Origin of the sequence: Halosegnis sp. (assembly GCF_042216475.1) — an archaeon.
GTDB lineage: Archaea > Halobacteriota > Halobacteria > Halobacteriales > Haloarculaceae > Halosegnis.
In genome coordinates, this window is sequence record NZ_JBDGTV010000006.1 from 51,826 (window position 1) to 77,347 (window position 25,522).

Annotated in this window: 26 protein-coding genes and 1 other RNA gene; 11 read left to right on the forward strand and 16 right to left on the reverse strand. The window is 65.7% G+C overall.

Annotated features, from left to right (window positions below):
* Positions 1–75: 75 nt before the first annotated feature.
* Positions 76–714: a rubrerythrin family protein gene (locus ABEJ63_RS02770; protein ID WP_375794821.1), complete on the forward strand. Its 639-nt coding sequence runs from the start codon at positions 76–78 to the stop codon at positions 712–714.
* On the opposite strand, the gene ABEJ63_RS02775 is transcribed toward ABEJ63_RS02770, so the two are convergent.
* Positions 692–1,423: a S26 family signal peptidase gene (locus ABEJ63_RS02775; RefSeq protein ID WP_375794822.1), complete on the reverse strand. Its 732-nt coding sequence runs from the start codon at positions 1,421–1,423 to the stop codon at positions 692–694. The two genes, ABEJ63_RS02770 and ABEJ63_RS02775, sit on opposite strands and share 23 nt — an antisense overlap.
* Before the next feature lie 96 nt (positions 1,424–1,519).
* On the opposite strand from ABEJ63_RS02775, the gene ABEJ63_RS02780 reads away from it, so the two are divergent.
* Positions 1,520–3,046 (forward strand): DNA-directed DNA polymerase II small subunit, encoded by a 1,527-nt coding sequence (locus ABEJ63_RS02780; protein WP_375794823.1) that lies wholly within the window; start codon positions 1,520–1,522, stop codon positions 3,044–3,046.
* A 311-nt stretch (positions 3,047–3,357) separates the two neighbouring features.
* Here ABEJ63_RS02780 and ABEJ63_RS02785 read toward each other — a convergent pair whose 3' ends face one another.
* From ABEJ63_RS02785 to ABEJ63_RS02795, 3 genes are read right to left on the reverse strand one after another with little or no spacing between them, the layout of a single operon-like run.
* Complete coding sequence (locus ABEJ63_RS02785; protein ID WP_375794824.1) at positions 3,358–3,951, reverse strand: L-threonylcarbamoyladenylate synthase; 594 nt, start codon at positions 3,949–3,951, stop codon at positions 3,358–3,360.
* 2 nt (positions 3,952–3,953) lie between these two features.
* The gene (locus tag ABEJ63_RS02790; RefSeq protein WP_375794825.1) at positions 3,954–4,472 is read right to left on the reverse strand and encodes a redoxin domain-containing protein; all 519 of its coding nucleotides are present in this window, start codon (positions 4,470–4,472) and stop codon (positions 3,954–3,956) included.
* Between the two features lie 3 nt (positions 4,473–4,475).
* Positions 4,476–4,772 carry a glutaredoxin family protein gene (locus ABEJ63_RS02795; RefSeq protein WP_375794826.1) on the reverse strand — a complete coding sequence of 99 codons (297 nt, stop codon included), beginning with the start codon at positions 4,770–4,772 and terminating at the stop codon, positions 4,476–4,478.
* 107 nt (positions 4,773–4,879) lie between these two features.
* Between ABEJ63_RS02795 and ABEJ63_RS02800 the strand changes: the two genes are divergently transcribed.
* Complete coding sequence (locus ABEJ63_RS02800; RefSeq protein ID WP_375794827.1) at positions 4,880–6,238, forward strand: hemolysin family protein; 1,359 nt, start codon at positions 4,880–4,882, stop codon at positions 6,236–6,238.
* Here ABEJ63_RS02800 and ABEJ63_RS02805 read toward each other — a convergent pair whose 3' ends face one another.
* Together ABEJ63_RS02805 and ABEJ63_RS02810 are read right to left on the reverse strand one after the other, a co-directional pair.
* A complete protein-coding gene (locus ABEJ63_RS02805; RefSeq protein ID WP_375794828.1) occupies positions 6,239–7,444 on the reverse strand; it encodes an anion permease in 1,206 nt (401 codons plus the stop codon).
* Between the two features lie 73 nt (positions 7,445–7,517).
* Positions 7,518–8,372 carry a hypothetical protein gene (locus ABEJ63_RS02810; protein ID WP_375794829.1) on the reverse strand — a complete coding sequence of 285 codons (855 nt, stop codon included), beginning with the start codon at positions 8,370–8,372 and terminating at the stop codon, positions 7,518–7,520.
* Positions 8,373–8,463: 91 nt separating this feature from the next.
* Between ABEJ63_RS02810 and ABEJ63_RS02815 the strand changes: the two genes are divergently transcribed.
* Positions 8,464–9,543, forward strand: a complete 1,080-nt coding sequence (locus tag ABEJ63_RS02815; protein WP_375794830.1) for an aminopeptidase — start codon at positions 8,464–8,466, stop codon at positions 9,541–9,543.
* A 129-nt stretch (positions 9,544–9,672) separates the two neighbouring features.
* Positions 9,673–10,086, forward strand: a complete 414-nt coding sequence (locus ABEJ63_RS02820) for a dCTP deaminase (protein WP_375794831.1) — start codon at positions 9,673–9,675, stop codon at positions 10,084–10,086.
* On the opposite strand, the gene ABEJ63_RS02825 is transcribed toward ABEJ63_RS02820, so the two are convergent.
* A complete protein-coding gene (locus ABEJ63_RS02825) occupies positions 10,083–11,096 on the reverse strand; it encodes a matrixin family metalloprotease (RefSeq protein ID WP_375794832.1) in 1,014 nt (337 codons plus the stop codon). The genes ABEJ63_RS02820 and ABEJ63_RS02825 overlap by 4 nt on opposite strands.
* An 82-nt stretch (positions 11,097–11,178) precedes the next feature.
* On the opposite strand from ABEJ63_RS02825, the gene rnpB reads away from it, so the two are divergent.
* Positions 11,179–11,550: RNase P RNA component (rnpB, locus tag ABEJ63_RS02830), an RNA gene on the forward strand.
* A 143-nt stretch (positions 11,551–11,693) separates the two neighbouring features.
* Here rnpB and ABEJ63_RS02835 read toward each other — a convergent pair.
* Genes ABEJ63_RS02835 through ABEJ63_RS02845 form a run of 3 tightly spaced genes read right to left on the reverse strand, consistent with a single transcriptional unit; the run spans position 11,694 to position 15,608 of the window.
* The gene (locus ABEJ63_RS02835) at positions 11,694–12,830 is read right to left on the reverse strand and encodes a nicotinate phosphoribosyltransferase (protein WP_375794833.1); all 1,137 of its coding nucleotides are present in this window, start codon (positions 12,828–12,830) and stop codon (positions 11,694–11,696) included.
* Positions 12,831–12,860: 30 nt separating this feature from the next.
* Positions 12,861–14,153 (reverse strand): Hvo_1808 family surface protein, encoded by a 1,293-nt coding sequence (locus tag ABEJ63_RS02840; RefSeq protein ID WP_375794834.1) that lies wholly within the window; start codon positions 14,151–14,153, stop codon positions 12,861–12,863.
* 6 nt (positions 14,154–14,159) lie between these two features.
* Positions 14,160–15,608, reverse strand: a complete 1,449-nt coding sequence (locus tag ABEJ63_RS02845) for an Hvo_1808 family surface protein (RefSeq protein WP_375794835.1) — start codon at positions 15,606–15,608, stop codon at positions 14,160–14,162.
* Between the two features lie 76 nt (positions 15,609–15,684).
* Between ABEJ63_RS02845 and ABEJ63_RS02850 the strand changes: the two genes are divergently transcribed.
* Positions 15,685–16,266, forward strand: coding sequence for a cysteine hydrolase family protein (locus ABEJ63_RS02850; RefSeq protein ID WP_375794836.1), 582 nt, complete (start codon positions 15,685–15,687; stop codon positions 16,264–16,266).
* 6 nt (positions 16,267–16,272) lie between these two features.
* Here the strand turns inward: ABEJ63_RS02850 and ABEJ63_RS02855 are convergent, their stop codons facing one another.
* Together ABEJ63_RS02855 and ABEJ63_RS02860 are read right to left on the reverse strand one after the other, a co-directional pair.
* Positions 16,273–16,722 carry a hypothetical protein gene (locus ABEJ63_RS02855; RefSeq protein WP_375794837.1) on the reverse strand — a complete coding sequence of 150 codons (450 nt, stop codon included), beginning with the start codon at positions 16,720–16,722 and terminating at the stop codon, positions 16,273–16,275.
* Between the two features lie 53 nt (positions 16,723–16,775).
* Positions 16,776–17,237 (reverse strand): PaaI family thioesterase, encoded by a 462-nt coding sequence (locus ABEJ63_RS02860; protein ID WP_375794838.1) that lies wholly within the window; start codon positions 17,235–17,237, stop codon positions 16,776–16,778.
* A 94-nt stretch (positions 17,238–17,331) separates the two neighbouring features.
* Here ABEJ63_RS02860 and ABEJ63_RS02865 point away from each other — a divergent pair, with 94 nt between their 5' ends.
* Positions 17,332–18,318: a nicotinate-nucleotide--dimethylbenzimidazole phosphoribosyltransferase gene (locus ABEJ63_RS02865; RefSeq protein WP_375794839.1), complete on the forward strand. Its 987-nt coding sequence runs from the start codon at positions 17,332–17,334 to the stop codon at positions 18,316–18,318.
* A 2-nt stretch (positions 18,319–18,320) separates the two neighbouring features.
* On the opposite strand, the gene ABEJ63_RS02870 is transcribed toward ABEJ63_RS02865, so the two are convergent.
* Together ABEJ63_RS02870 and ABEJ63_RS02875 are read right to left on the reverse strand one after the other, a co-directional pair.
* Positions 18,321–19,331, reverse strand: coding sequence for a YbhN family protein (locus tag ABEJ63_RS02870; protein ID WP_375794840.1), 1,011 nt, complete (start codon positions 19,329–19,331; stop codon positions 18,321–18,323).
* A gap of 3 nt (positions 19,332–19,334) precedes the next feature.
* Complete coding sequence (locus tag ABEJ63_RS02875; protein WP_375794841.1) at positions 19,335–20,819, reverse strand: sulfatase; 1,485 nt, start codon at positions 20,817–20,819, stop codon at positions 19,335–19,337.
* Between the two features lie 124 nt (positions 20,820–20,943).
* Here ABEJ63_RS02875 and ABEJ63_RS02880 point away from each other — a divergent pair, with 124 nt between their 5' ends.
* The 3 genes from ABEJ63_RS02880 to ABEJ63_RS02890 are packed head-to-tail and all read left to right on the forward strand — an operon-like array spanning position 20,944 to position 24,495.
* Positions 20,944–22,224: an O-acetylhomoserine aminocarboxypropyltransferase/cysteine synthase family protein gene (locus ABEJ63_RS02880; RefSeq protein ID WP_375794842.1), complete on the forward strand. Its 1,281-nt coding sequence runs from the start codon at positions 20,944–20,946 to the stop codon at positions 22,222–22,224.
* On the forward strand, positions 22,221–23,429 hold the full coding sequence (gene metX / locus ABEJ63_RS02885) for a homoserine O-acetyltransferase (RefSeq protein ID WP_375794843.1): 1,209 nt from the start codon (positions 22,221–22,223) through the stop codon (positions 23,427–23,429). The genes ABEJ63_RS02880 and metX overlap by 4 nt, the downstream gene beginning before the upstream one ends.
* Positions 23,430–23,469: 40 nt before the next feature.
* The gene (locus ABEJ63_RS02890; RefSeq protein ID WP_375794844.1) at positions 23,470–24,495 is read left to right on the forward strand and encodes a molybdopterin-dependent oxidoreductase; all 1,026 of its coding nucleotides are present in this window, start codon (positions 23,470–23,472) and stop codon (positions 24,493–24,495) included.
* Here the strand turns inward: ABEJ63_RS02890 and ABEJ63_RS02895 are convergent, their stop codons facing one another.
* Both ABEJ63_RS02895 and ABEJ63_RS02900 read right to left on the reverse strand, forming a co-directional pair.
* Positions 24,496–24,906 carry an RNA-binding domain-containing protein gene (locus ABEJ63_RS02895; RefSeq protein WP_375794845.1) on the reverse strand — a complete coding sequence of 137 codons (411 nt, stop codon included), beginning with the start codon at positions 24,904–24,906 and terminating at the stop codon, positions 24,496–24,498.
* A complete protein-coding gene (locus tag ABEJ63_RS02900) occupies positions 24,903–25,436 on the reverse strand; it encodes an AAA family ATPase (RefSeq protein WP_375794846.1) in 534 nt (177 codons plus the stop codon). The genes ABEJ63_RS02895 and ABEJ63_RS02900 overlap by 4 nt, the downstream gene beginning before the upstream one ends.
* Positions 25,437–25,522 lie beyond the last annotated feature (86 nt).

Sequence of the window (25,522 nt, forward strand, 5' to 3'; positions counted from 1 at the left end):
GGGCGTCGAGCCTCAAAAACCCGCCGGAGCGACGACGAACGGTGGCTACAAACGACGTGACGACGTAGCGCAGGTATGGACGCAGACGAGTTCGTTGACGCCGTGCAGGACCGAAACAAGACTGAGCTGTCGCGGCTCGGCTCATCGAAGTCGCTGTATGCCGACACCGACGGTGAGATGGAACCGGAGGCCGTGCTACGGGCGGCCGCTGACGCCGAGCACGCTGCCGCTGAGACCTTCGCTGCGTGGGCCGAGGCGGCTGCCGCGGCCGGTGACGAGGCCGCCGCCGAGGCGTTTGAGGCGTGTGCCGCCGAGGAGCGGGACCACTACGAACAAGTGGCCGCGGAGTTGGATGACCACGAGCCCGGGACGGCGGTGCCGGCGATTCAGGCACACCTGCGAGATGTTGAGGGAACGACCGAGCGGCTGGGTGCACTCGTTGGTCGGACCCTCGTCGCCGAGAAGTCCAAAGAACAGACGACTGGCTTCTTCGTCGGCCAAGCGAAGCCGGGGCTCGCGAGTCTGTTTCGCGGGCTGGGCGGCGACCTTGATGAGCAACTCTCGCGGGCGACGGCGCTGCTCGCTGACCGCTGTGAGTCCGAGGAGGCGTGGGAGCGTGCACTCGCGGCCGCCGACGCGGCGGTCGGCGTCGCCTATGAAGAGTACACCGAGCGGCTGGAGTCGATGGGCGTCAACCCGAAACCGGTCTGTTGACGTCAGCCGCCTTGGTCCAAGTCTGCGGACCGGTTGTCGCCAAGTAGAGCGGACACGGACCGCTTCCGGAGGCACACAACTTCACGTAACCCAGCCCAGGGATACCGAACTCCGCGGTGCCGACAATCCAAGACGGTTTAACCGGCTCCGATAGCCCGGTCACCTGGTCGTACTCGCCGTTTGTCGCTGGGTTGTCCCCCTTCGTGACGAAGCCGGCGTGGGGTGCCGGACAGTTGCGGAGTTCCGCGCAGCTGTCCGCGTTGCCGATGTGTGCGGGCTCGGCCTTGTCGTACCAGTTTTCCCCCTCGGCAACCCAGAATCGCGCCCGGTGGATAACAGGGGTACCAGAGCGGTTGTCGGGGCGGTAAATAATAACATCTCCGTACGAGGAGAACTTCCGGTAGCCAGCTTCCCGGCCGGCTTGGTAGGTAACGACGCCGGTGTTGGCGTGCGCGGCGTCGGGCTTCAGCCGCTGTTCGTCCATCACAAAGACGAGCTCGCCGACTCCCATGTTTGGCTCCATACTGCCCGACTCGACGGCGACCATCGGCGGCCAGACCCCACTGACAGCGAACAGGAGCAGGCCGACTGCCAGCACTGCTGCGACGCTCGTAGTCACCTCGCGGACGTAAACGACGGCCGGGTGTTCGGTCGTCCAGAGCCAGCGGAGCCACTCCAGTATCCCCTTCGGCCCCGACTCGTCGCTCATTACGTCTCGTACCCCTGCGAGTTGTTTGAACGTTCTGGCTTCGGTGCCTTCCGTCGGTCCGGCACGCTTTTGCTCACCCATCTCCTGCCCCGTAGCGTGCCGCTCGAGTCGCCCGCCCGGATCGCCAAAACCCTCGCGAATCATGGATTCAACGCCTCTCGCGAGGCGGTTACCTTGCTCGCGGGCGCAGCTGACACCGAGGAGGCGCTGGCGCTGGCCGTAGAGGCCGCTCCCGACGACGCGCTTGTCCTCACAGCCGACCACGTCCAGCGGGTTCTCAACGAGCAGGCCGACGACCCCCCTGTTTCAACTGGAGCAGCCCATCCGAACCCACCTGACAGCGAGGAGGATGCTCCAGTTGAAACGAAGGGGTCTCCGGGTGGAGACGCATCGTTCGCGCGGAGTTCAGACCCCGAACGCCGCTCAATCTCCGTTGCGGGCGACATCACGGGCCAGTCGACGGGTACCGGCGAGTACGAAGACTTCGTCGCGGTGTTCCGTGACCGCTACGAGAAGCTTGCCGGCCAGCTTCGCGGCCGGGTAAACCACCGCCCCACCGACTCGCTGCAGGCGTCGGGTGGTGGCACCGACGCCGGCCTCGTCGGGATGGTCAACGACATCCGGTCGACCGCTGGCGGCCACTGGCTGGTCGAACTGGAGGATACCCACGGCGTCTTCCCGTGTCTCGTGATGAAGGACAAAGGTATCGCCGAATTGGTAGACGAATTGTTGCTCGACGAGGTTATCGCCGTTGAGGGGACGCTCAGCGACGACGCGGACATTCTGTTTGTCGACTCACTTCACTTCCCCGAGGTGCCCCGCACCTATCGGCCTAATACGGCTGACCGACACGTGCAGGCGGCGCTCGTCTCCGACATCCACGTCGGCTCGCAGGAGTTTCTCGCAGACGCCTGGCACCGCTTTGCGGACTGGCTCCACACTGAAGAGGCCCGCCACGTCGAGTACCTACTCGTCGCGGGCGATATGGTCGAGGGCGTCGGTGTCTATCCCGATCAAGACGAAGAGCTCGATATCGTCGACATCTACGAGCAATACGAGGCATTCTCGGAGCATCTGAAAGCGGTGCCCGGCGACATGGAGATACTGCTGATTCCGGGCAATCACGACGCTGTCCGGCTCGCGGAGCCACAACCCGGCTTCGACGAGGAGCTGCGCAACATCATGTCTGCCCACGACGCCCGCATTCACGGTAATCCCGCGCTGGTCGACGTAGAAGGCGTACAGATACTCATGTACCACGGGGTCTCGCTGGACGAGGTTATCGCCGAACTTCCCGATGAGAAAGCCAGCTACGACCAGCCGCACAAGGCGATGTACCAGCTGCTGAAGAAGCGCCACGTCGCCCCGCAGTACGGCGGCCACACTCGGCTAGCGCCTGAGGAAAAAGACTACCTCGTGATGGAGGAGGTGCCCGACGTGTTCCACACCGGTCACGTCCACAAACTAGGGTGGGGGAAGTACCGTCGCGTCGTCGCTGTCAACTCTGGCTGCTGGCAGGCACAGACGGATTTTCAGCAATCGGTCAATATCGACCCCGATGCCGGCTTCGCACCAATCCTCGATTTGGACACGCTAGAGATGACTGTCCGAGACTTCAGTTGAGCAATCCGAACGCTCGGCGGGACGGTTGACACCGCCACTCTCGGGCACGATGCCGCGGTCAGACAATGCGCAAACGCCTTCAGCAATCCCGCGACGGCTGCTTACTCGCCTCAGAAGCTCTATTACCGGATTCGCGGACAAGATTACGAACTCTCCGTCGTTACGATCTTCAGGCAACGCCTGGGCGCGACCCCTCTGATTGCCCCCGTCGTACGGCTGAAGCCATCGGATTTCTCAATCGGTGGTATAGGGTTGAGCGCTTTTTCCTCTCCTGTTGCTCGACGTATTCTCCGTGGTGAGTTTTCGCCTCGCTACTGCTGCAACCACCGCTCGACCGCGTCCGCGAGCGGACCGCGACGGTGGACTGTTCCGGCCGCGACATCGACAACCGTCGAGCCGCGGCCGCCCGCTGTCTCGCCGGCGTCAACGATAGTCTGTGCGGCCCCGCGTATCTCGGCGTCGAGCGTGTCGACAGTCTGTGCGCTCTCCCGGCCAGACACGTTCGCACTCGTAGCAGTCAGCGGCGGTGTTCGCTCTAACAGAGCAAGCGCCACCTCGTGGTCGGGCACCCGCACGCCGACCCGGTCGCTGCCCGCAGTAAGGATGTCTGGCACCGCCGGCCCCCGCTCTACGACGACTGTAACCGGGCCGGGCAGGAACTCACGCATGAATGCCTGCTCGCGGTCAGTCGGTTTGGTGACGTTGGCGGCGGCCGAAACGGAGGGGACAGCAAGCGAGACGGGCTTCGAACGGTCGCGATTTTTTGCGTCGAACACCCGCTTGACGGCTGCGGCGTTGAGCGCATCCGCGCCCAGCCCGTACACAGTTTCCGTCGGGTAGACGACGAGGTCGCCTTCTCGGACTGCTGCGGCCGCCCGGTCGAGCAGGGCCTCAGAGACGGACACGTCTACAGCTCCGCCAATTCCGCTTCGATGGCGTCATACGGCGGGAAGTCCGGCCACGTCTCTGCAACCCACGCCCATTCGACAGTCATCTCCTCGTCAATGAGGAACACCGCCGGCTTTGGCTCCGCGATGCCAGCCATCCCATCGAGGTCGTGGACGATGCCATACTCTTCGGCAACGCTGTTGGCCGGATCCGAAAAGAACTGGAACTCGTCGAAGCCGTTCCACTCTCGAATGAATTCCTTGTGCTCGTACGGCGTCGAGATTGACAGTCCGACGAGCTGCGCGTCGTACTCCAGCCAGTCGCGGTCGCGCACCTCCTGCCAGATGTATGTTGCAGGGAAGTCACCATCCATTGGGTGGAAGACGAGCAGCACGGGATTCTCTGCGGCAAGCTCTGACAGCGACGCATCCGCCCAGTACTCGTCGTTGACGAGCGGGCGGGTGAAATCTGGCGCCTGCTCGCCCGGTTCGACGTGGTCGCTTTCCGCGAAATCGACGACCTCAAAGCCCAAATCCATCGGTTAGTCGCCCCCGTCGGCACGCACCTGCTCGTCCTCTACTGCCGTCTCCCGGCCGTAGGTCGCCTCAACGTACTCGACGATATTAGCCGACTCGGACATGGTGACCCCGGTCGACTCGTCAACGATGGCTGGTACCGTGCGAGCGCCGGAGACGCGCTTCACCGGGTTCCGTCGGGAGTGGCGCGCTTCGACAAACCGTGAGTCGTAGTCGACGTTGTTGTCCTGCAGGACCCGTACCACCCGCTCACAGAATGGACAGCCCTGTAGCCGGTACAGGGTAATCGTCTCATCGGACATGCCTCGCGCTATGCCCGTTCGTGACGTAAGGGTGTCGCCCCTGTTGGAGGGCTCGAGGAGACAGAACCCTTAATCCCCCCGCACGGCAACGCCCGACAGTCTACACGATGGGTTCAACTGCTCTGCTTCCGGCCGCGCAGGTCGACCTCGGTGTCGCAACTGTGAGCGACGCCGCCTTCGTCGCTCTCGGCGCCGTCGTCATCGGCGTGCTCATCTTGCTTTCGGCGTTCTTCTCCTCCTCGGAGATTGCGATGTTTTCGCTGGCAAGCCACCGCATCGAATCACTCGCCGAAGAGGGAACGCGCGGCTCGCGGACGCTCAAGGAGCTGCGCGACGATCCCCACCGGCTGCTCATCACCATCCTTGTTGGCAACAATATCGTCAACATCGCGATGTCCTCCATCGCAACGGGGCTGTTCGCGGTGTTCCTCACCCAGGGGCAGGCCGTCTTCGCAGCCACCTTTGGCATTACCGCGCTCGTGCTGCTGTTCGGCGAGAGCGCGCCCAAGAGCTACGCCGTCGAGAACACCGAATCGTGGGCGCTCCGGGTGGCCCGCCCGCTGAAGATCGCCGAGTACGTTCTTCTTCCGCTCATCGTCCTCTTCGACCACCTGACCCGTATCGTCAATAAGGTGACTGGCGGCCGCTCGGCCATCGAGACCTCCTATGTCACCCGCGAGGAGATTCGCGACATCATCGAGACGGGTGAGCGCGAGGGAGTTATTGAGGAAGACGAACGCGAGATGTTCCAGCGCGTCTTCCGATTCAACAATACCATCGCCAAAGAGGTGATGACACCGCGGCTCGATATGACGGCCGTCTCGAAGAATGCCGACATCACCGAAGCTATCGAGACATGCATTCAGTCGGGCCACGCCCGCTTGCCAGTCTATGAGGGAAGTCTTGACAATGTGGTCGGTGTCGTTCACATCCGTGATCTAGTGCGTGACCTCAATTACGGCGAGCAGGACGATGTCGAGCTGGAGGAACTCATTGAGCCGACGCTGCACGTCCCTGAGTCGAAGAACGTCGACGACCTGCTGAAGGAGATGCGGCAGAACCGGATGCCGCTTGTCATTGTCATCGACGAGTTCGGGACAACGGAGGGACTGCTCACGATGGAAGACCTCACCGAGGAGATTGTCGGCGAGATTCTTGAGGGAGAGGAGGAAGAGCCAATCGAGTTCGTCGACGACGATACCGCGCTCGTGCGTGGTGAAGTGAACATCGAGGAGGTGAACGAGCGGCTTGACTTGTCGTTCCCCGAGGGCGAGGAGTTCGAGACCATCGCTGGCTTCATTTTTAACCGGGCTGGCCGACTGGTAGAGGAAGGTGAACTCATCGCCTACGACGACGCTGAAATACGCGTTGAGGAAGTAGAGAACACCCGCATCATGAAGGCCCGAGTTACCCGGCTGGCCGACGAAGAGACGCCCGATGAGGGAGCGGTCGAGGTTGACGACTGACTACAGCACGGCGGCCACCGCGAGATAGCCTGCGTAGCTGACACCAGCCGCTAACCCGAGCGAGCCAATCCACGCCAGCACGGTGTAGACCATCTTCCGGCCAGAGACACCCGCGCCGCCGGCGGCGTAGCCCGACCCGATGATGGCGGAGACGATTATTTCGTTGAACGAGACAGGAACACCGAAAAATACCGCCGACTGCGCGATCGCGAAGGAGGGGATGAGCGCCGCGATAGATCGCCTGGGGCCGAGACTCGAGTAGTCCTGTGCGAGCGCCTTTATCATACGTGGCGCGCCAGTCCAGGAGCCGACCAGCAGACCCAGCCCACCGACGAACAGCAGCGCCGGTAACGGCACGGCCACCGTCTCAGGACCCAGCAGGGGCAACAGTGGGCCTAACGCGAGCCCGACCTGCGAGCCGCCTGCCGAGAACGCCACCAGCCCACCGAGTGCGAGCAGGAAATGCCGCTGGCCGGCTGCCTCATCGCGGCGGATGTCGGCATACAGCAGGCCGGCGACCAGTAGCGCAAACGCGAGCGTAGCCAGCAACTTCCCCACGAGCACAAGTTCACCGCCGGCCGTCTCGCCGACGACCAGCCTGACGGCAGCCGCGGCGATCCCGCGCCCGCTCGTCCCTGGTCCGAGCAAGACGAATTCAATGTTCGCGAGTAGAACACCGACTAACGCCGCGAGGACGGGGACTGCGACCCGCTCCGGTACCCGGTCGTCGCGCAACAGCCGCGCGGTGGCAAAGGCGATGCCGCCGCCGACGAACGGGACTAGCAGCCATAGTGTCGCTATCTCGCCATATTTGGCCCATGCCGGCCCGCGACCGAGCGCAAGCCCCGCGCCGACGACAGCTCCGGTGACGGTGAACGCTGTCGCGATGGGATAGCCGGCGAAGACGCCGATTGCGACCAGTACGGCCGCCGTCAGCAGGCCGACGATGGCTGCTGTCGGGGTAAGCGGCGCCCCGACGACCAGTTCCGTCCCTACCGCCTCGGTAACGTTCGCGCCTTGGAGGAATGCACCTGCCAGCCCAAGCAGGCCAACCACGAAGCCGGCTCGCATCACGCTGATGGCGTTGGCGCCGACGGCAGGAGCGAAAGGTGTCGATCCAGAGGACCCGGCGCCGATGGCCCACGCCATGAACAGTGAGGCCAGCCCTGCGATGAGCAGCGTGACGAGCGTGCCGGTGGCGACCATCAGGCGGGGTTCCGTCGCCGGCCGTTTATAATGTGGTCAGACGCCCGACGGACGCAGGATAGGTAGATTACAACTACCCCTTGACCGGCATGTACGCCATCGAGATAATGAGGAATGCAGCGATGCCGGAGAGGATGATGACGCCCCACAGGCCGTTCTGGCGCTCATGGAAGTACTCCTGCCGCGCGAGGTCACCTTGGTAGTCGCTGTAGGTGGTCGTCGGCGCAATAGTGACCCGTAGCTCGCCGTGGGTCTTGAAGTGGGCGTAGTACTGGTTGCCGTCGGCCAGTGTCACATTCGCTCCCTCCTCAAGTGTGATCGACTGCTGTTCGGGGGCAGTCCATGCCAGCGTGGCAGCCGAGGTATCGACGGACTCGAGGGTAGTCGTCTCGCCGTCGTACTCGATGGTGTCGCCTACCTCGAAGGTGTATGTCGTCGGCTTGGGGAGGTATTCGTCGAGCCGAACGTTGGTGTCATTCTCGCGGTAAGTCACGTACTCGACACCCTCGATAGTGGTTGTCTCGTTGTACACTGCCGAGTCGTTCTGGAGACGGGCGGGGACATCGAATGTCTCGACGAGTCGCACTCGCGATGCGTCGGCGTTGAGTTCGACCCGATACTCTTCGCCACGATAGGTGACAGTGCTCTCGTTGTCCCATGTGGCTGTCATCCGGGCCGACTCGTTGAGGTAGACGAGTTCGCCGACCGGCTCGGCGCCACCCCCGCCGCCGTGTCCGCCGCCTTCGGACTCTTGCATTTCGACGACGACGGTGTACTCCTGACCCCCGACAGCGAACTCGCTGCCGTTCGTGTACGTCTCCCCGGGAACGTCGACGGCCGGCTGCTCGGCCACCGCGAGTACGGAGTAGGCGCTCGCCCCCAGCACCACGAAGAAGACGAAGTAGATTGCCGCGACTCGCCGTTGCATGGCCCCGAGTATTGAAGCGTGGGGTATAGGCGTTACCTTTCGTGGCCTCGCGGTCCACAGCGCTATTGGTCGCCCGCCCGCTGGCACGGCTATGGACCCACGGATACGCGAGCACGCGGAGATACTCGTTGATTGGAGCGCACGCGTTGAGGCCGGCGATGACGTCGTCATTGACGTGGCGGAGGGTGCCCATGACCTCGGTGTCGCCGTCGCCGCTGTACTAGGCGAACGGGGCGCGACCCCGCTGGCGACGTACGGCTCCGCAGAACTTGAGCGAGCATACGCGACCGCACACAGCGGAGAGTTCACTGAGCCGACCCATGAGCGGGCATTGTACGAACGGGCCGACAGCGTGCTCCGGCTGGGCGGCGGCCGCAATACTGCTGAAAACGCTGGCATACCGCCAGCGACACAGACGGCACACCGGCAGGCGAGGGAGGCGGTTCGGGAGGCTCGCTACGCAACTGACTGGGTATCGACGGTCCATCCCACACGCTCGCTGGCCCAGCAGGCGGGGATGGCCTATGCCGATTATCGCGAGTTCGTCTACGATGCCATCCTCCGTGACTGGTCGAGCCTCGCCGACGAGATGAGCCGGCTGAAAGATCTACTTGATGCAGGGTCAGAGGTTCGCATCCGCAACGAGGGAACGGACCTCCAGCTGGCAATCGACGGCCGCACGGCTGTCAACTCCTGTGCTAGCGTCGCCTACGACTCCCACAACCTCCCTTCCGGGGAGGTGTTCACCGCGCCGTACGCGACAGAGGGACACGTCACGTTCGATGTGCCGATGACCGTCCGCGGAGAGCCGGTGCGTGACGTCCGACTCACCTTTGAAGAAGGCACAGTAACCGGCGTTACCGCCGCGCAAGGAGAGCAAGTTATCCGCGAGGTGCTTGACACCGATGAGGGAGCTCGGCGACTTGGCGAACTTGGCGTGGGGATGAACCGCGGTATCGATCGGGTGACGGATAACATTCTCTTCGACGAAAAGATGGCCGGCACTGTCCACCTCGCGCTCGGGCGCGCCTACGACGCCAACCTCTCTGACGGAGAGTCGGGTAATGAGTCGGCGGTCCACGTCGACCTCATTACTGACATGCGCGGCGACTCACAGTTGGAGATAGACGGTGAGACAGTCCAGGAAGACGGGATTTTCCGATGGGAGTAGTGCGGCGCTCTCTCTGCTGATTCACGAGCAACGACTACGGAGCCGCGAGGGTTCGCCCCTCCAAGGAGCGGGAGCGACACACGAACGGTACGTCGGAACCGTTTCCTGTCCAGCCGGCGAGGGTGAGGTATGGCCAATCCGAGCGACCACGTTGAGGCGCTGATTCATGAGCCGACACAGACTGGTGACGACGGCGTCGATCTGACCGCGGAGTATATCGCCCGTATCGACTATGGCGGCGACATCGACTTCGGCGGCGATGAGTATCATCCGCCGGAGACGGATGCCGTCGGTCTTGATTACCGCGACGAAGACGATGAGTACGGTTGGTGGGAACTCGAGGCCGGGACCTATCTCGTCCGATATAATGAGACCCTTGCCGACCTTGACGAGCCGCTACTGCTCGCGCCCCACAGACGGCTCGTCTCCTTAGGCGTCACCCACCCGACGCTGCGTGTACGTGAACTCCCTCGGATTCCGCTGACGGTTCCGGAAGGCGGCGTCGAAATCAAGGAGAACGCCCGAATCTCAACACTCTACTAACGCCACCATTCGGAGCGGCGCACATCGGGGTCATCGGATTGGAGCGGTGCCGGCAGTTCCTCTCCCCGCAAGCCGAAGCCGCGGGCGGTCCAGTAGCCGATGTGCCAGCCGCGGGCTTCTGTGTCAACGTCGACGAGCGTCACCTCGAGTCGGCTGTATGTCTCTAAAGCAGCATCGCCGTCAGGGTCGAAACCACGTAGTGAGCCACAGGAGCCGCCGCTCGTGCACGGATCTGCATCCGTGAAGCGGACGACCACATCGGCACTCGTACGATTGTCTGTCCGCGTGAACGTGACGTTCTCTGGGACGGTCCCCTCAGCCCCGTCGGCGACGTAGCCAAACGCGGCCTCCACCTGCTCGCGCGTCTCCGCGCGCTCCTCGGCCGGCACCGTCTCGTAATCGACGTAGTAGGTGAGGTTCGGACCTGTCCAGGGGAGTGCACGGTCGGTCGCGTTCGGTTGTGGAAGAGTCGTTAAGTTCGCCTGCGCGCTCATCACCGCCGCTGGCGCGTCGTCGTGGTCCAGCCCGAGCGTGTGGCCAAGTTCGTGCTCAAGCAACCGAACCGTTGAGTCGTCGTCGTATCCCCTCTCGATGCGCACCCCAATCGGCCGGTCGACCGGCGCCGCCTGCAGGTACGGCGCACACCCGGCCGTCAGTTCGTCCGTCTCCGAGCCGCAGGTCCCTACGTCCGCGACGAACTGCACCCGGATATCGGGGGTGGAGGCATCCGGCGCCACCTCGTAATCGATCGGGAACCCGGCGTACTTCTCGGCGGTCTCGCTCCAGTAGTCGAGGGCCGCTCGCACTAAACGGCGGTAGTCGCGACCGTCCGTCGGGGCCTCAATGGCGACTGTCAGCGTCCGCTCGCGGAAGTGATTCTCTGGGTCGCCGTCCCACGTCTCGGTCGGTGCCGGGGTCGTTGTCGGCGCCTTATTACCGCTCGGCGTCGTCGGCGCGCCAGCACAGCCGCCGAGCACGAGCAGCGCCGCCACGACCACCACCCGTCGCATACCTTGGGTGGGGGGGCGACCGGCATACGATTTGTGACCCCGAGCCGATGCGCTTAGGACGCTGGCCCGTCAAGTAGTGGTCGGCAGAGGGAGCCCGGCCACCGCCTCGCCGGGGGCGACCCCGGCGGCGAGGAAAGTCCCCCCACCGTCCGGGCAGGCGACCGGACGCAAGTCCGGAGCGGGAGACCGCTGGCGCTGGAACAGAAACGACACGTCCCGTCCACAGCCGTGATCCGCGGGGAGATTACCCCCGGCGCGACTGGATTTCCGGTCCGGTCGCGTGCGACCTGACCCGCAAGGCGAGGAAGCTAACCCGGAGAGCGTCGACGGGCGGGGATCGATGGAACGGCGAATCCTCGCCGGTGCAAGCCCGTCGCACCTGGTAGCCCGGACGCCGCGGCGGGCGCTCAGCCGAATGCCGGGCCGAACAGAAGGGGGCTTACTCCCCTCAGCCACTACTGTCCGCGAGCGACCGCTTCGCTATCAATCCGCCTGCCCAGCGCCGCGCTTGGAGCCATCTGGGAAATAGTTAGTGCGGCAGTGGCCCCCGATTCACCCGCTGGGGCCTCAAAAGCCGCCCGGCCGTCCGCTTGCTTACTACTCGCCGAAGCCCACCCGCTCTGCGTCACGGGCACACTGGCGAGCCGCATCGTCGATATCGAACTCACGGACGAGTTCGCCATCCTCAATGAGCGGCGTCAACAGCGGCTCGCCGTCGGTCGGCCCGGGCTCGTCGGCCGGCCGGACGACGTGTTCCTCGCCTGCGCGGTACACCTCTTTTGGCCCCGATAGCTTCCCTCGCTTGGCGGCCCCCTCACCCTCGCGGGCCACGATATCGAGCGCGAAGTCGACCGGCTCGGTATTCGATATCGCAGAGCCGATGCCGAAGCCATCGACATCATCGCGGAGTCGTTTAACCGTCTCCGCGTCGATTCCCCCAGAGACAAAGACACCCACGTCGTCGAAACCTGCGTCGTCGAGCGCCCACCGCACCTCTCGGACGATATGGCGGAAGTCTCCTCGTCGCGAGCCGGTCGTGTCGAGCCGCACTGCATCGAGGTTGTCGACGGCGCGGGCTGCGCGCACGGCCTCATCCACCTCGTCTGTATACGTGTCGGTCAGCGCGACCCGGGGGACGGTGTCGGAGACGTGCTCGTCAAAGGCCTGCCAAGCGGCCTCCTGCTCGCCGCGGCCGAAGCAAATGATTAGCGCGTGAGGCATCGTCCCGCCAGGGTCGCGACCGAGCACCTCTCCAGCGGCGACGTGCGAGAAGCCATCCATCCCGCCTATGAGCGCCGATCGCTCCAACGCCGCTGTCGCCGATGGGTGGACGTGGCGGGCACCAAAAGACAGCGCTGTCGTTTCGCCTGCGGCCGTCGCCACCCGGCGGGCGGCCGTCGCCCACCCACTGGCCGGCGAAAGAAAGCCCAGCAGCGACGTCTCCAGTTCTGCGAACGCGAGGTATGGTCCCTCGATACGCATCACCGGCCCGCCGTCGAACAGCGTTCCCTCTCTGAGTGCGTGGACATCTACGTCGCGGCCTGCGAGTAGGTGTGCAGCGTCTTTCAGCCCTGCGAACACCTCGAACTCACCGGTAGGGAACTGATCGGCAGTCACCTCGCAGACGACCTCTGGGTTGCGGCCGGCACCTTCGAGTGTCTCGCGGGTCCGAGTAAAATACGCGTCGGTAGCTCGGCCCTCTTCGATGGCCGCCGACGACACGACATCGAACATACGGAATCGTCGGTGTCGCCAGCGAAAAAGCTACCCGTGTATCGCATCCAGGCTCGCGATCGTCGGTCCATTGACGACGGTAACGGTGTCGCCGTCTCGCCGGATGCGAAACGCGTCGGCGAACGGCCCTGAGTCGATTCGGTAGACGCCTCCCCCGTGTCGGTCGGCGTCGTGCTGTTCGAGCAGGCGGCGGTATCCATCTACGAACTCACTCGCCTCACTCGCATTCACAAACCGGAGCCGCCAGACGTAGCCATCGCGGTCACCAGCCCGGTAGACGACGATGCGATCGGCGACCAGCCCCTCCGAGTATGGGTCCTCATAGTCGGTCGCAATTGCGTCATCATCTCGCGCGACGAGTCGGTTTGCCCAGAACGCCGCGTGGGTGGCGGCCTGCCCCACTGTGTCTGTCCCGGTTCGTTTCCACGCGCCAGTCGAGCGGTCGGAGACGGTCGGTGTCGACTTGTCAGTCGGGTAGACTGCCGGCGAGAGCAGCTCGCGGGTCGACCGCGGTGGCCGGTCATACGCCGCCGTCACCGCCGGCCAGCCGCCCCGCTCGCGCAGATGGCTGACGAAGTTGGCACCAGCGACATACGGCGCTCGGAAGGTCAGGTAGACGCCTGGGTGGGCAACGACTGCCGAGACATTCCCTCGGGTCGGCTCGGTCGGAAGACACGACCACGTCTCCGAACACCGAGCTGCGTACGCCCGCGTCACCGCAACGGCCTCTCCCTCGGTGAGTCCGGTCGCCGCTAGGCGGGCATCAAAGCTGTCGGCGCCCCTGACGCGCCAGCCCCGCTGATCCTGGAGCGCATGGATGAGTTCATGCGCGAGCGTCCGGGTGTCGATTCGTTCGCCCGACTCCGAGACGAGAACAATACGGTCCGAGCCAGGAAGGTAGTAGCCCGCGACGGCGCCGCCGAACAGCGCATCGACGACGCGGCCGGCGTCGGTGTCCTCGCCGATCATGAACGCGGCCTCCCATCGGACTGACGCCGTGTGGTCGACCGCGGGGGTAAACGAGATGTTCCGCGCGCGGTACTCGTTCCGCGACAGCAGCACCACCTCCACGTCGCCGCGGAACTCGACGCCGCGAAGCCGCTCGATGCGGGCGGTCGTCCGCGCGACGACGGCCTCCAGCGCCACGTCGCTGCTGTTCGCTGTCGTCGCGAGCGGCGCGTCGTAGCGGTAGCCGTCCTCGACGCCGATACGATCAGGCTCGGCGGTCGGAGAGGGGGAAGGCGTCGGCGACCCACCGGGCGCGAAGCCGACACTACAGCCGGCTAGTGCCGCAAGGACGGCGAGCACGACGGCGCGCCACATCCTCACTCAGCTCCGGACATCCGCGAGGGCCGATCGCGTCGGCGCGTTGACGACCGTCACCGTCTCGCTATCCCGGCTAACGCGGAATGTGTCGGCATACGGACCCGAGTCGATGCGGTAAACGCCCGGCGCGACCCGGTCGGCGCCATAGTGGCGTAGCAGGTCACGATAGGCGGCAGCGAATTCCTCGGCCTCAGCTGGCGAGTCCCACGCCGTCTTCCAGACGTAGGCCGTCTCGTCGTCTTTCGTGTAGACGTGGAGCCGATCGCCATCCCAGCCGGCGGCGGCCGCGAAGCCATAATTGAATGGGTCAGACCGGTCGATTTCGCCGTCCTTGCGGTTGAGGAACTCTTCAGGGCCAACGACGGACTGCTCCTCGTTTTCGGTGTCGTACAGCGTGTACGCGAACATCGTTGCAATGCCTGACTGGCCGAGAACGGCCGCGTCGGCCCGACCCTCTGGCCGGAGCCGCGTCCAGCCGTCAGACGTCCGGTCAGCGAGCCGGATGTCCGTCGGCCGGTCGCGGTCGACGGCGTACTTTTCGGGGTGGATGACCTGTTCGGCCGAGGCCGGCGGGTCGGCGTACATTTCATTCACGCGTTCCCAGCCACCCCGTTTTTGATAGTAGTCGACGAACCCGGGGCCATCGCTGTACGGGAAGAAGCTCAGCACGTAGACGCCGACGTGGAGGTCACCGCCGCCGCCGGAGCCGCCGGCCGGTGCGTCGAGACACGACCACGCCGCGCCGCAGTTGGCGCCGTAGCGATCCTGCACGAGATTGGCGTCACCCTCTATGAGACCGTTGTTCGCGTTCTGGCCGTCGCGTGTTGACGCGGTTATCGACCCGAGATCGAAGTGCTGGTCTTGGAGCGCGTGGACGAGTTCGTGCGCGAGCGTCCCCTCGCCGGGGAGGTCTGGCGTTTCGCCGCCGTAGATGACGACGATGCGGTCTTGACTTGGCACATAGAAGCCCGCTACCGACGAGCCGCGGTTCGACTGCTGGACGGCGAGTGAGTCGGTGTCTTCGTCGACAAGGAACAGCGCTTCGAACTTCGCGTTGTCAAACTGCCGGAGTGAGTCGGGGTACTCGCGGCTCCCCCCGCTCTGGAACTCCTCGCGTGACACCAACTCGACTGGGACATCCTGCTTGAACTCCAGCCGGCGCACCTGCTCGACACGAGCCATCGCCCGGTTGACGACGGCGTCCCGTTCCGTCTCGTTGAGCCCGTCAGAGCGGTCAAGTTGAAGAGTCTCGTTGGCCCAGCGGCCGTTCTCCCAGCCCAGTCGGTCGCCTGCGGGGTCGCCCGGTGCGCCCGCCGCCCCGTCCGTCGTCGACGCGGCCGTCGGCGTCTTGGTCTCCGTCCCCCACTGTGGCGGCGTGTTCTCGACGTAGCCCGCGCCACAGCCCGCCAGCGCAACAAGGACAGCGAGGACGACGGCGTGCCGTGTTCGCATACCCACTGCTGGGGCGCCACAGACAAAAGCGGCGCGTCCGACGGGAGTTTTTGCCCTCGAGCGTGTAGCCACACGTATGTTCACAGAGACGTTCGACCCAGACGCGACGGCGGTGGTAGTCGTCGACATGCAGAACGGCTTCTGTCACCCGGACGGCTCTCTGTATGCGCCCGGCAGCGAGGCAGCGCTTGAACCGTGTGCCGACCTAATCGAGCGCGCCCACGACGCGGGTGCCCGCGTCGTGTTCACGCGAGACGTCCACCCGCCCGAGCAGTTCGACGGCAATCACTATTACGACGAATTCGACCGCTGGGGCGAGCACGTCCGCGAGGGCTCGTGGGAGGCACAGCTCCATGAGGCTCTGCCAGTCGCGGAGCCCGATCATATCGTCGAGAAGCATACCTACGACGCGTTCCACGAGACAGAGTTGGACGGCTGGCTGTCGGCTCGCGATGTCAACGATCTGTTGCTCTGTGGCACACTGGCGAACGTCTGTGTGCTCCACACCGCAGGCTCGGCCGGTCTGCGGGACTACCGGCCCGTGCTCGTGGAAGATGCAATCGGCGCTATCGAGGAAGACCACCGCGAGTACGCTTTAGAGCATGCTGACTGGCTGTTCGGCGAGTTGACGACGCTCGAGAGCGTCACGTTCGCATGAGCCGTGTTAGATGCGGCTCCCGCGGATAAGCGCGCGGACCAACCCGCGGTTCTGGACCGCCCAGTAGCCGAGCCCGGAGGCGATAATAGCCGCCGATAACAAGTAGACGAACAGGTGGGAGGCGACGACTGCGTCCGGATTGGTCACCGCGTAGATGACACCCTCAGTACCGAGCCCCAGTAGGACGAAGCCGACGGCGCCGACGACGCCCGCTCTGATAAGCGTCGTCACGCCGCCGCCACGGCGGTCCTCTGCCGCGAGCAGCGTCGCGACGAAGGCGACAGCGCTCGCGAGCACGTACAGCGGTAACCGGCCGACGACGCCTCCGGTCGCGCCCGACGCCAGTCCAATGACGCCGACGAACGCCGCCGTCAGCGCCACCGTGCACAGCCCGATAAGCGGGCCGGCCCGCGCCAGCGTCTCTCGCTCGAGGAGTCCGCCCGTCGTCGTGTCCATACTGGCTGCTATCGCCGGCTCTACAAAAACACCCGTCGGACGTATGTCCGACGTTAGGAGCGAAACAGCCGGTAGGCGCCGGTCCCAACAGCGACCGGCTCCACCTCCCCGTCAGGCGTCTCGCTCTCCAGCAGCACCTCGCTCACGCCGACAGTGGTGCCCGCCCGCACCACCTCCGCTGTCGCCGTGAGGTCGCCTGTCGCCGCCTCAAGATAGTTCACGTTGAGCGTGATGGTCGCCATCCCGTCCTCGACGACGTCGTCGAGGTGGCCCCGCAGCGCCATCCCGCCGGCGGTGTCGATGAGCGTCGATGCGACACCGCCCTGCACCGGATGGCGGGTCTCGCCGTCGTCGCCCGTCCACGGTACGTTCGTCAGCTTCCGCTGGTACGGTATCGACAGCACCGCCCGGCCCACAGCCAGGTCGTCGACGGTGACGTCGAGCCACGAGAGAAACTCGTGGTGCGTGTCGATATAGTGCTGGAGCGCGTCGGCGGCGCCGTCGGGGAGGCTCATACCGCGGCCACGCAGCCCGGCGGTTTGTACCCTGCGCCGGACCGGCCGACGGCCGACCGGACGACTGAAGCCCGGCGGCGCCACAGGGCTGCCCATGACGCGATTCGTCCTCGCCGCGGGCACGACGGAGACGGCGACCATCGACGGCATCAGCGCCGCCGGTGCCGACCCGGACGTGATGGTTCACACGCCGAGTGCTGACGCCGAGATACTGGAATACGGACAGCCTGTCCGGTCACCGGTCACGCCTGTCTCGCCGTCGGGCTGTCCGACGCCTGCCGTCGTTACCCGGGCGGTACGCGACCGACTCGGCTTTCCGGTCACGGTCGTCGACGCCGGTCTCGCGGAGCCAACCGCCGCCGGAACGGTCACGGTCGGCGCTCACCCCGGCGGCGATGTCCGCGACCCGGAACCGGTGCCGACCGCGTTCGGCGCGTGGGCCGCGGCCCGCGAGTTCGGTCGCGCGCTCCCCGACGAAGAACTGCTGCTCGCGGAGACGGTGCCCGGCGGGACAACGACAGCACTGGGCGTGTTGACCGCGCTCGGGGAGGAGGCAGGCGTCTCCTCGTCGTTCCCGGAGAACCCGCTGGCGCTGAAACGCGAGGTCGTTGAGTCAGGGCTGGCTGCGAGCGACCTCACGGCCGGCGACTGCGCCGGCCAGCCCAAGCGGGCTGTCCGCCGGATGGGCGATCCGACGGCGGCGGTGCTGGGTGGGCTGGTCGCCGGTGCCGTCGAGTCAGGGACTCTGGTGACGCTCGCAGGCGGCACCCAACTTGTGGCGGTGGCTGCACTCGCGCGCCACGCCGGCGTCGAGACGCCGCTCCGGTTGGCGACCACCTCGTTTATCGCCAATGATTCGATGGTGGATCTTGCGGGGGCGGCCGAAGCGTTCAATCTTGAGGTGACAGTCACTGACCCTGGTTTCGACGACTCCCACGTTGCGTTCGAGCGGTACCTCGCAGGTGAGGCCAAAGAAGGAGTCGGGATGGGCGGCGCGCTCGCGCTGGCCGACCGCGCGGGCATCCCGATGGCTGAAGTACGCGAGGGCGTTGTTGAGGTCTACGACCGACTACTCGCGTAACGTCAGGTCCGCGCCAAGACGACGACGGCCGCGACGCCGCCGACGATGAGCGCAAACCAGTAGCTTGCGGCTCGGTAAACCAGTGCGAGCGCCAGCGCCGTCGCCGCGCTCACCGGCGCGAGCGCGACCAGCAGCGCCACCAGCGCCACCTCAACGCCGCCCAGCCCGCCCGGCGACGGGGTGAGCCCGGCCAGCGTCGACGCGGGGACGACAAATAGCACGAGCAGGGGATCGATAGCTCCGACGCCGAGCGTCAGCCCGGCGAAGTAGAGCGGCAGCGCGAAGAACACCCAGCCGAGGTATGCGAACGCCACCGCCTCAATGAGCGCCCGACGGTCGGCGGCGATGCGGCCGAACGCAGCGTACAGTTCGTCAATGCGGTCGGCGACGCTCGCGGTCTCCACACGGTCGGTGACCCGCGTGATGGGCGCGACCAGCCGGAGGATTCCAGCCCGGAGCCGCTCGCGGAATCGCCAGCCGACCGCCACCAGCAGGGGGACGCCGACGGCCATCGCTAGCAGTCCTCGCGCGAGCCCCGTCGCCGCCCCCGGAAGCGATGAGCGGGCCAGCAGTACGGATAACCCCACCGCTGAGAAGGAAAAGAACGGCAGTAGGTTCAGCAGGTCAGCGGTGACGACGGAAGCGAGCGATTCCTCGTAACTGGCGTCTGTATCCCGCGAGAGCACGTACGCGATGAATGGTTCGCCGCCGGCCTGACCCAGCGGCGTGGCGTAGTTGGCGAATGTCGCCGCGAAGTAGGTGATGACAAGCCGGCGGTACGGCACCTCCACACCCGTCACCCGGAGGACGATTTGCCAGGCTTTCCCCCACAGTGCGAGACATGTCGCGGTGGACAGACAGCCGACCGCCAACCAGCGAAGATCAGCGCCCGCGAGCGCCCGCCGAAGTTCGCCGAGACCGATTCCGGCGGCGACCAGCGCGAGTACGACGACGGCGACGGCGAAGCCGGCGAGCGTCCTGGCGACCGTTCGCCTATCGACTGGCAGCGCCACGGGCTACTCGACGTAGCCGAGATCCTGCAGGCGCTCTTTGGTCGTCTCGTCCATCTCCTCAAGTACGTCCTCGCCAGGCCCGTCGTCATCGTCCCACGTCTCACCGATATCTCGCTCGAACTCGCGGAGCCGCGTCTCTACTGCCGCGAGCTGCTCGTCATCGCCGCCGGCGAGATTCTCCGTCTCGCCGGGGTCGCGGTCGAGTCGGTATGCTTCGTCGGCGATACGCTCATTGCGGATATACTTCGCATCTGGCCGGCGGGCTGCTCGCATCCGCGAGTAGAATCGTGAATCGGTCGAAAGGTCGATTCCTGCCTCGTTGGCTTTCGTCTCCAGCTGCTTGAGTTCGACCACTGGGCGGTGGTACTCCACGAAGCCGTAGTCGGCGTCGGCAAAGTCGCGGTAGTCGACAGACAGTAGCGACCGGGTCGACTCAGGTTCGCGGCCGCCCTCGACTGCCGGCACGTCTGCGAAGTCGAGTACCGTATGGTAGAGGTCTTGCAGCTCGACCGTGTCCTCATTCCGGCCGGGGTCAAGCGTCGGCGCCTTCACTAGCAGCGGGACGTTTACCAGTGGGTCATAGATACCGAATTCGTGGCCATACAACCCGTGTTCACCGTGGAGTTCACCGTGGTCCGCACACACGACGACAAGCGTCTCCTCCCACTGATCGGTTGTCTTTAGATGGTCGAACAGCCGCTGGAGTTGGGCGTCCATGTGGCGAATCTCGGCGTCGTACAGCCCCCGGATGTCCGTGAACTCTGTTTCGGTGACATCGCGCGCGCCGGAGTTGTACTCCTTGGAGTTCTGACACACAGTGTCTGGATCGACGCCGGGGGCGAACTGCTCGCGATACTCCTCGGGCGGGTAGACGGGAAGGTGGGCGTCCATCAGGTTGAGGAAGGCGAACCACCCCTCTTCTCCGTCGGTGAATTCAATCGCCCGGTCAACGACGTCGGGGGTCTTTGAGTCGGCGCTGTCGGCGCCGGCAAAGTACTCATGGATGTCATTGCCCAGCTCGACAAGGCGGTTAGCGACCGCCCGGAGCTGGTCGCTATCGTTCACCCGTTGCCAAAGGTCCGCAAGCGTCCCCGAAAGAAGGTCACCGGGCATCACCTCAAAGAAATTATCCTGTGCGTCGAAGCCGACCGTCAGTCGAGTGTATGGCGTTATCCACGCGTTGGAGGAGTAGCAGGCCGTCCGGTAGCCGGCCGCACTCATCGCCTCGGCAAGCGTCCCCGTCGACTCCTCAAGATAGGGCCGCTCTTGGCTGGCGCCGTGCTCGCTTGGGTAGCGGCCGGTGAACATCGAAGCATGAACCGGCAGTGTCCACGGCGCAGGCGCCACTGCCTCCTCGTAGACGACGGCCTCCTCGGCGAACGCATCGAGCACAGGCGTCGTCGGCTCGCCGTAGCCATACGGCGTGAGGTGGTCCTTCCGGACCGTGTCCAGCACGACGAAGAGGACGTTACGGGCCGATTCGGTCATATCCGCTCTCCGCGGCTCTTGTGGTTAAAGCTCGTGGTCTCTCCGGCGACCGTGTTAGCCGTCGACATACAAATGTTGCCGTAACTCTTGGTTATAGAATCGTGGAGAGTTATGCGTGCGGTACATGAACGGACGCGACCTCGGCTTCCACACGCGGTGTCTTCACGCGGGCCACGAACCGGATCCCCAGACTGGTGCTGCGGCGCCGCCCATCTACCAGACCACCTCCTACGAATTTCCTGACGCTGAGACGGCCGCGGAGCTGTACGCGCTGGAACGAGAAGACCACGTCTACTCGCGCATCTCCAACCCGACGACAGCTACGCTCGAGCGTCGACTCGCCTCGCTGCACGACGGGACAGGGGCGTGTGCCACGTCATCGGGGATGGCCGCGCTCGATGCCGCAACGCTCGTGCTGGCAGAGACTGGCGACAACGTTGTCTCTGCGTCGGCCGTCTATGGTGGTACCCACGCGTACCTAAGCTACACTGCCCGCCGGCGCGGCATCGAGGCACGGTTCGTCGACACGCTTGATCCGGCAGCGTACGCTGAGGCCATCGACGACCGCACGGCCTACGTCCACCTCGAGACTATCGGTAACCCGGCGCTGGTGACCCCGCCTATCGAGGAGATTGCCGATGTTGCCCACGAGCATGGCGTCCCACTGTTCGTCGACAACACGTTCGCGACGCCCGCACTGTGTCGTCCGCTCGAGCACGGCGCAGACCTCGTGTGGGAATCAACGACCAAGTGGATTCACGGCTCCGGCTCCACCGTCGGCGGCGTGCTCGTCGACGGCGGCTCGTTCCCGTGGGCCGACTACCCGGACCGCTACCCCGAACTCGCGGCCAACCCCGCCTTTGATGAGCTTGATTTCACGGAGCGGTTCGGCGACCGAGCGCTCACTGAGGCGGTCCGCCAGCGGGGGCTTCGCTCGCTGGGCGACCAGCAGAGCCCCTTCGACGCCTGGGCCACCCTCCAGGGCGTCGAAACGCTCGGCCTACGGATGGAGCGACACTGCGAGAACGCTGCTCGCGTCGCCGACTGGCTCGCTGACCACCCCGAGGTAGCGTGGGTGAACTACCCCGGCCTCGCCGACCACGAGACCCACGCCGCAGCAGGCGAGTACCTCGATGGCGGCTATGGGGGGATGGTCACCTTCGGGCTGGCAGACGGCTACGAAGGCGGTAAGCGGGTCTGCGAGGATGTCGAGGTGGCGACGTTCCTTGCCAATATTGGCGACGCCCGCACGCTCGTCATCCACCCCGCGAGTACGACCCATGCACAGCTGTCCGAGGCGGAACAGCGCGCCTCGGGTGTCACCCCCGACATGCTCAGGCTGTCGGTCGGCCTCGAAGATACCGAGGACATCATCGCCGACTTGGCGGAGGCAATCGAGCCGTGAGCCCCGACGTCACCCTCGGCGAGTTCGAGTTCGACTGCGGCGAGTCTGTCCCGGATCTCCGACTCGCCTACGAGGCATACGGCGAGTTCACCGGCGACAACGCTGTGCTCGTCTGTCACGCGCTCACCGGCTCCCATCACGTCGCCGGCCGGCGGCGCCGCGACGACACCGCCGGCCAGGCCGCCGCATGGTGGGACGACATCGTCGGCCCCGGCAAGGCCATCGACACAAACGAGTATTACGTCGTCTGCGCCAACGTCCCCGGTTCCTGTTACGGCTCGTCAGGCCCACTCAGCGAGGCGCCCGACGGCGAGCCATGGGGCACCGACTTCCCCGCGGTGACTGTCGGCGACTGGACCCGCGCCCAGCGACGCCTGCTTGACGAACTCGGCATTCCACATCTCCACGCTGTCGTCGGCGGCTCCGTTGGTGGGATGAACGCGCTTGAGTGGGCGAAGCGCCACCCGGACCACGTCGACCGTGTGGTCCCGATTGCAGCCGGCGCGCGGTTGGACGCGCAGTGTCTTGCGCTGGAGGCCATCGCCCGCCGGGCTATCACCACCGACCCAGAGTGGCAGAACGGCGACTACTACGGTGAGGAGCCGGCGCTTGACGACGGCCCCACTCAGGGGCTCGCGCTCGCTCGCCAGATCGGCCACGTGATGTATCTCTCGAAGGCGTCGATGGAGAAGAAGTTCGGGCGCCGCTCGGCAGGGATGGACGCCGCACGCGACTCCTTCGAACTCGACCCCGCGGCCGGCTTCTTCCCCTACCGCGAGGTAGAGTCGTACCTCGACTACAACGGCGAGCGGTTCGCCGAGCGGTTCGACGCTAACTCGTATCTGTACCTCACCCGCGCGATGGACAGCTACGACCTTGCGGCCGGCTACGAGTCGGATGCGGCCGCACTCGCGGCGTTCGACGGTGAACTGCTCGTCGTCTCCTTCACTGGCGACTGGCACTTTACCGTCGGCCAGGGGGAAGAGCTCGCTGAGGCGGGCCGGGAGACTGGCGGCCGGGTCGCTCATCACGTCGTTGAGTCCGACCACGGTCACGACGCCTTCCTCGTCGAGCCGGAACACGTCGGACCGCCGCTCGCCGACTTCCTCGCCGATGGCATCACCGGCCGGGCCGTCACCGACACCACTGAGACGGACGACGGCGGTGACTTCGCACCTGTCCATACTAGTCTCTTCTCGCGGTAGCCAGCTCAACGCTGAAGCCCCTCGGGCTCCAATACGGCCTGTGCGGCTCCCGGATGCGCTGGTCGATTACACGCTGCTCGCAGGTGTCCTCGTCGCGCTCGGGACGGGATTGGCGAGCCTCCTCGCCCGACCGAGTGACGCGTGGATTTTTTTCGTCCATGGCGCCGCCAGTATCACACTCGTCGGCTTCCTCGCGGCGAAGCTATGGCGTGTCCAGGCGCGCGTCCGCGCTGGCCTCGCGGCCCGCTCGCCCACTGTCGGTGTCTCCATTCTGTTGACCCTGCTCGCCGTCGCCGCGCTCGCCTCGGGGCTTGGGTGGGTGCTCGGCGCGTCCATCCCGGGCCCGTGGACCCTGTTGGTCGCCCACGCCGCCGTCGGCGTCATCGCAACGCTCGTCTTGGTCGGCCACCTGCGCGACCGTCTCTACGTCCCCTCGCGGGCGAGTCTCACCGACCGCCGCGGCACGCTCGCGTGGCTTGGCGGCGTCGCGCTGGGCGCAGCCGCATACCGTGCCACAGATGCCATCGGCACGAAGCGGCGGTTCACCGGCTCGCGCGAGCGCGGCTCCGACGCCGGCAACCGCTTTCCCGTCACCGCGTGGGTCGCCGATGACCCCGCGCCGGTCGACGCCGACGACTGGACGCTCGGGGTGACCGGCTTGGTCGCCCGCGATGTCACGTTTGACTACGACGACCTCGCGCCGATGGAGACGGAGCGGGCGCTGCTCGACTGCACGAGCGGCTGGTACTCCGAGCACGACTGGCACGGAGTGCGGGTCGACGCGCTGCTCCGGGCTGCGGGCGTCGCCGACGACGCTGCGTGGGTGCAGTTCCGCTCGGTCACCGGCTACCGATGGTCGCTCCCGCTCACCGAAGCCCGTGAGACACTGCTCGCCACAGGCGTCGATGGCGAGCGGCTGAGCCACGGCCACGGCTTCCCGCTCCGGCTGGTCGCTCCCGAGCGGCGCGGGTTCCAGTGGGTAAAGTGGGTGACTGAGGTGCGCGTGACCCGCCGGCGCGACCGTTCAGAGTGGATCGCGATTCACCTTTCAGGGCTCGGTGAGTAACTACGTCAGCGGCTCGCCGTCCTCCGTGGGTGGCGCGACGTGGTCGACGTACGCCTCGAAGGAGGGGTCGTGGACCGTCAGTTCGACCTCGATTTCCCCGAGCTCATCGACCGTCCCAACCGCAAAGTTGACCACGCCCTCGAAGGCGGCGGCCTTCTTCAGCCGGAACGTCGTCGTCGCCCCCTCACGGTTCTCGAGGAGCGTCTCACGGGCGACGTCGAGGATAGCCTGCTCGCGCAGCTGCTCGGCGAATGTCGCCAATCCGTGGGCCTCTCCGCGGAGTTCGCCATCGCCCCACGTCAGATCGGCCTCAGGGAACAGGTTCTCGACCGCCCGCGCCACCCGGTCTGGCAGTTCGGTGTCGTGGACGGGTGTACGAATCGCCACGTCAACAGCATAGACGATGCTCACGCGTCGAGCACCTCCCGGACCGCCTCGCGGAACGCCGCTAGCGAGCCGTCGTTCTCAATGCGGCGGTCCGCCTGCTCGATTGCCTCACCCATCCCGAAGCCGAGCTCCCGCTCGTCGCGGTCGCGCAGCGTCTCCGCGGCGGTGTTGTCACGGCCGCGGGCGTCGATGCGCTCGGCCCGCGCCTCGAAGGGCGCCTCAACGGCGACCAGCGTGAACGCGTCGCCGAACGCCTCGCGGAATCGCTTGAGCTCGGCGGCTGACCGCAGCCCGTCTACGACGACCGTCTCGGCGCCCTCGCCAGCCTCGTGCACCAGCGGTATCGACCGCTCTGCTATCGCGAGGGGGCCGTCCTCCTCGCGGAGCGCACGCGCGACCTCGCCGTGGTAGTCGGCGGGGTCAAGCCCCCGCGCGCGGCACTCCTCGCGGATGACGTCGCCCATCGTGACGACGGGGACACCGAGCTCGCGTGCTACCTCGGCGAACTCGCCCTTCCCGCTCCCCGGCAGGCCGACGGTTCCGATGACCTCCATCACTAATCTCTACCCCGGAACCGCCGATAAGCGCTGTGACTCAACTCCCCACCAGACACTTACGATGTGCGGTCGTACACCGAAGC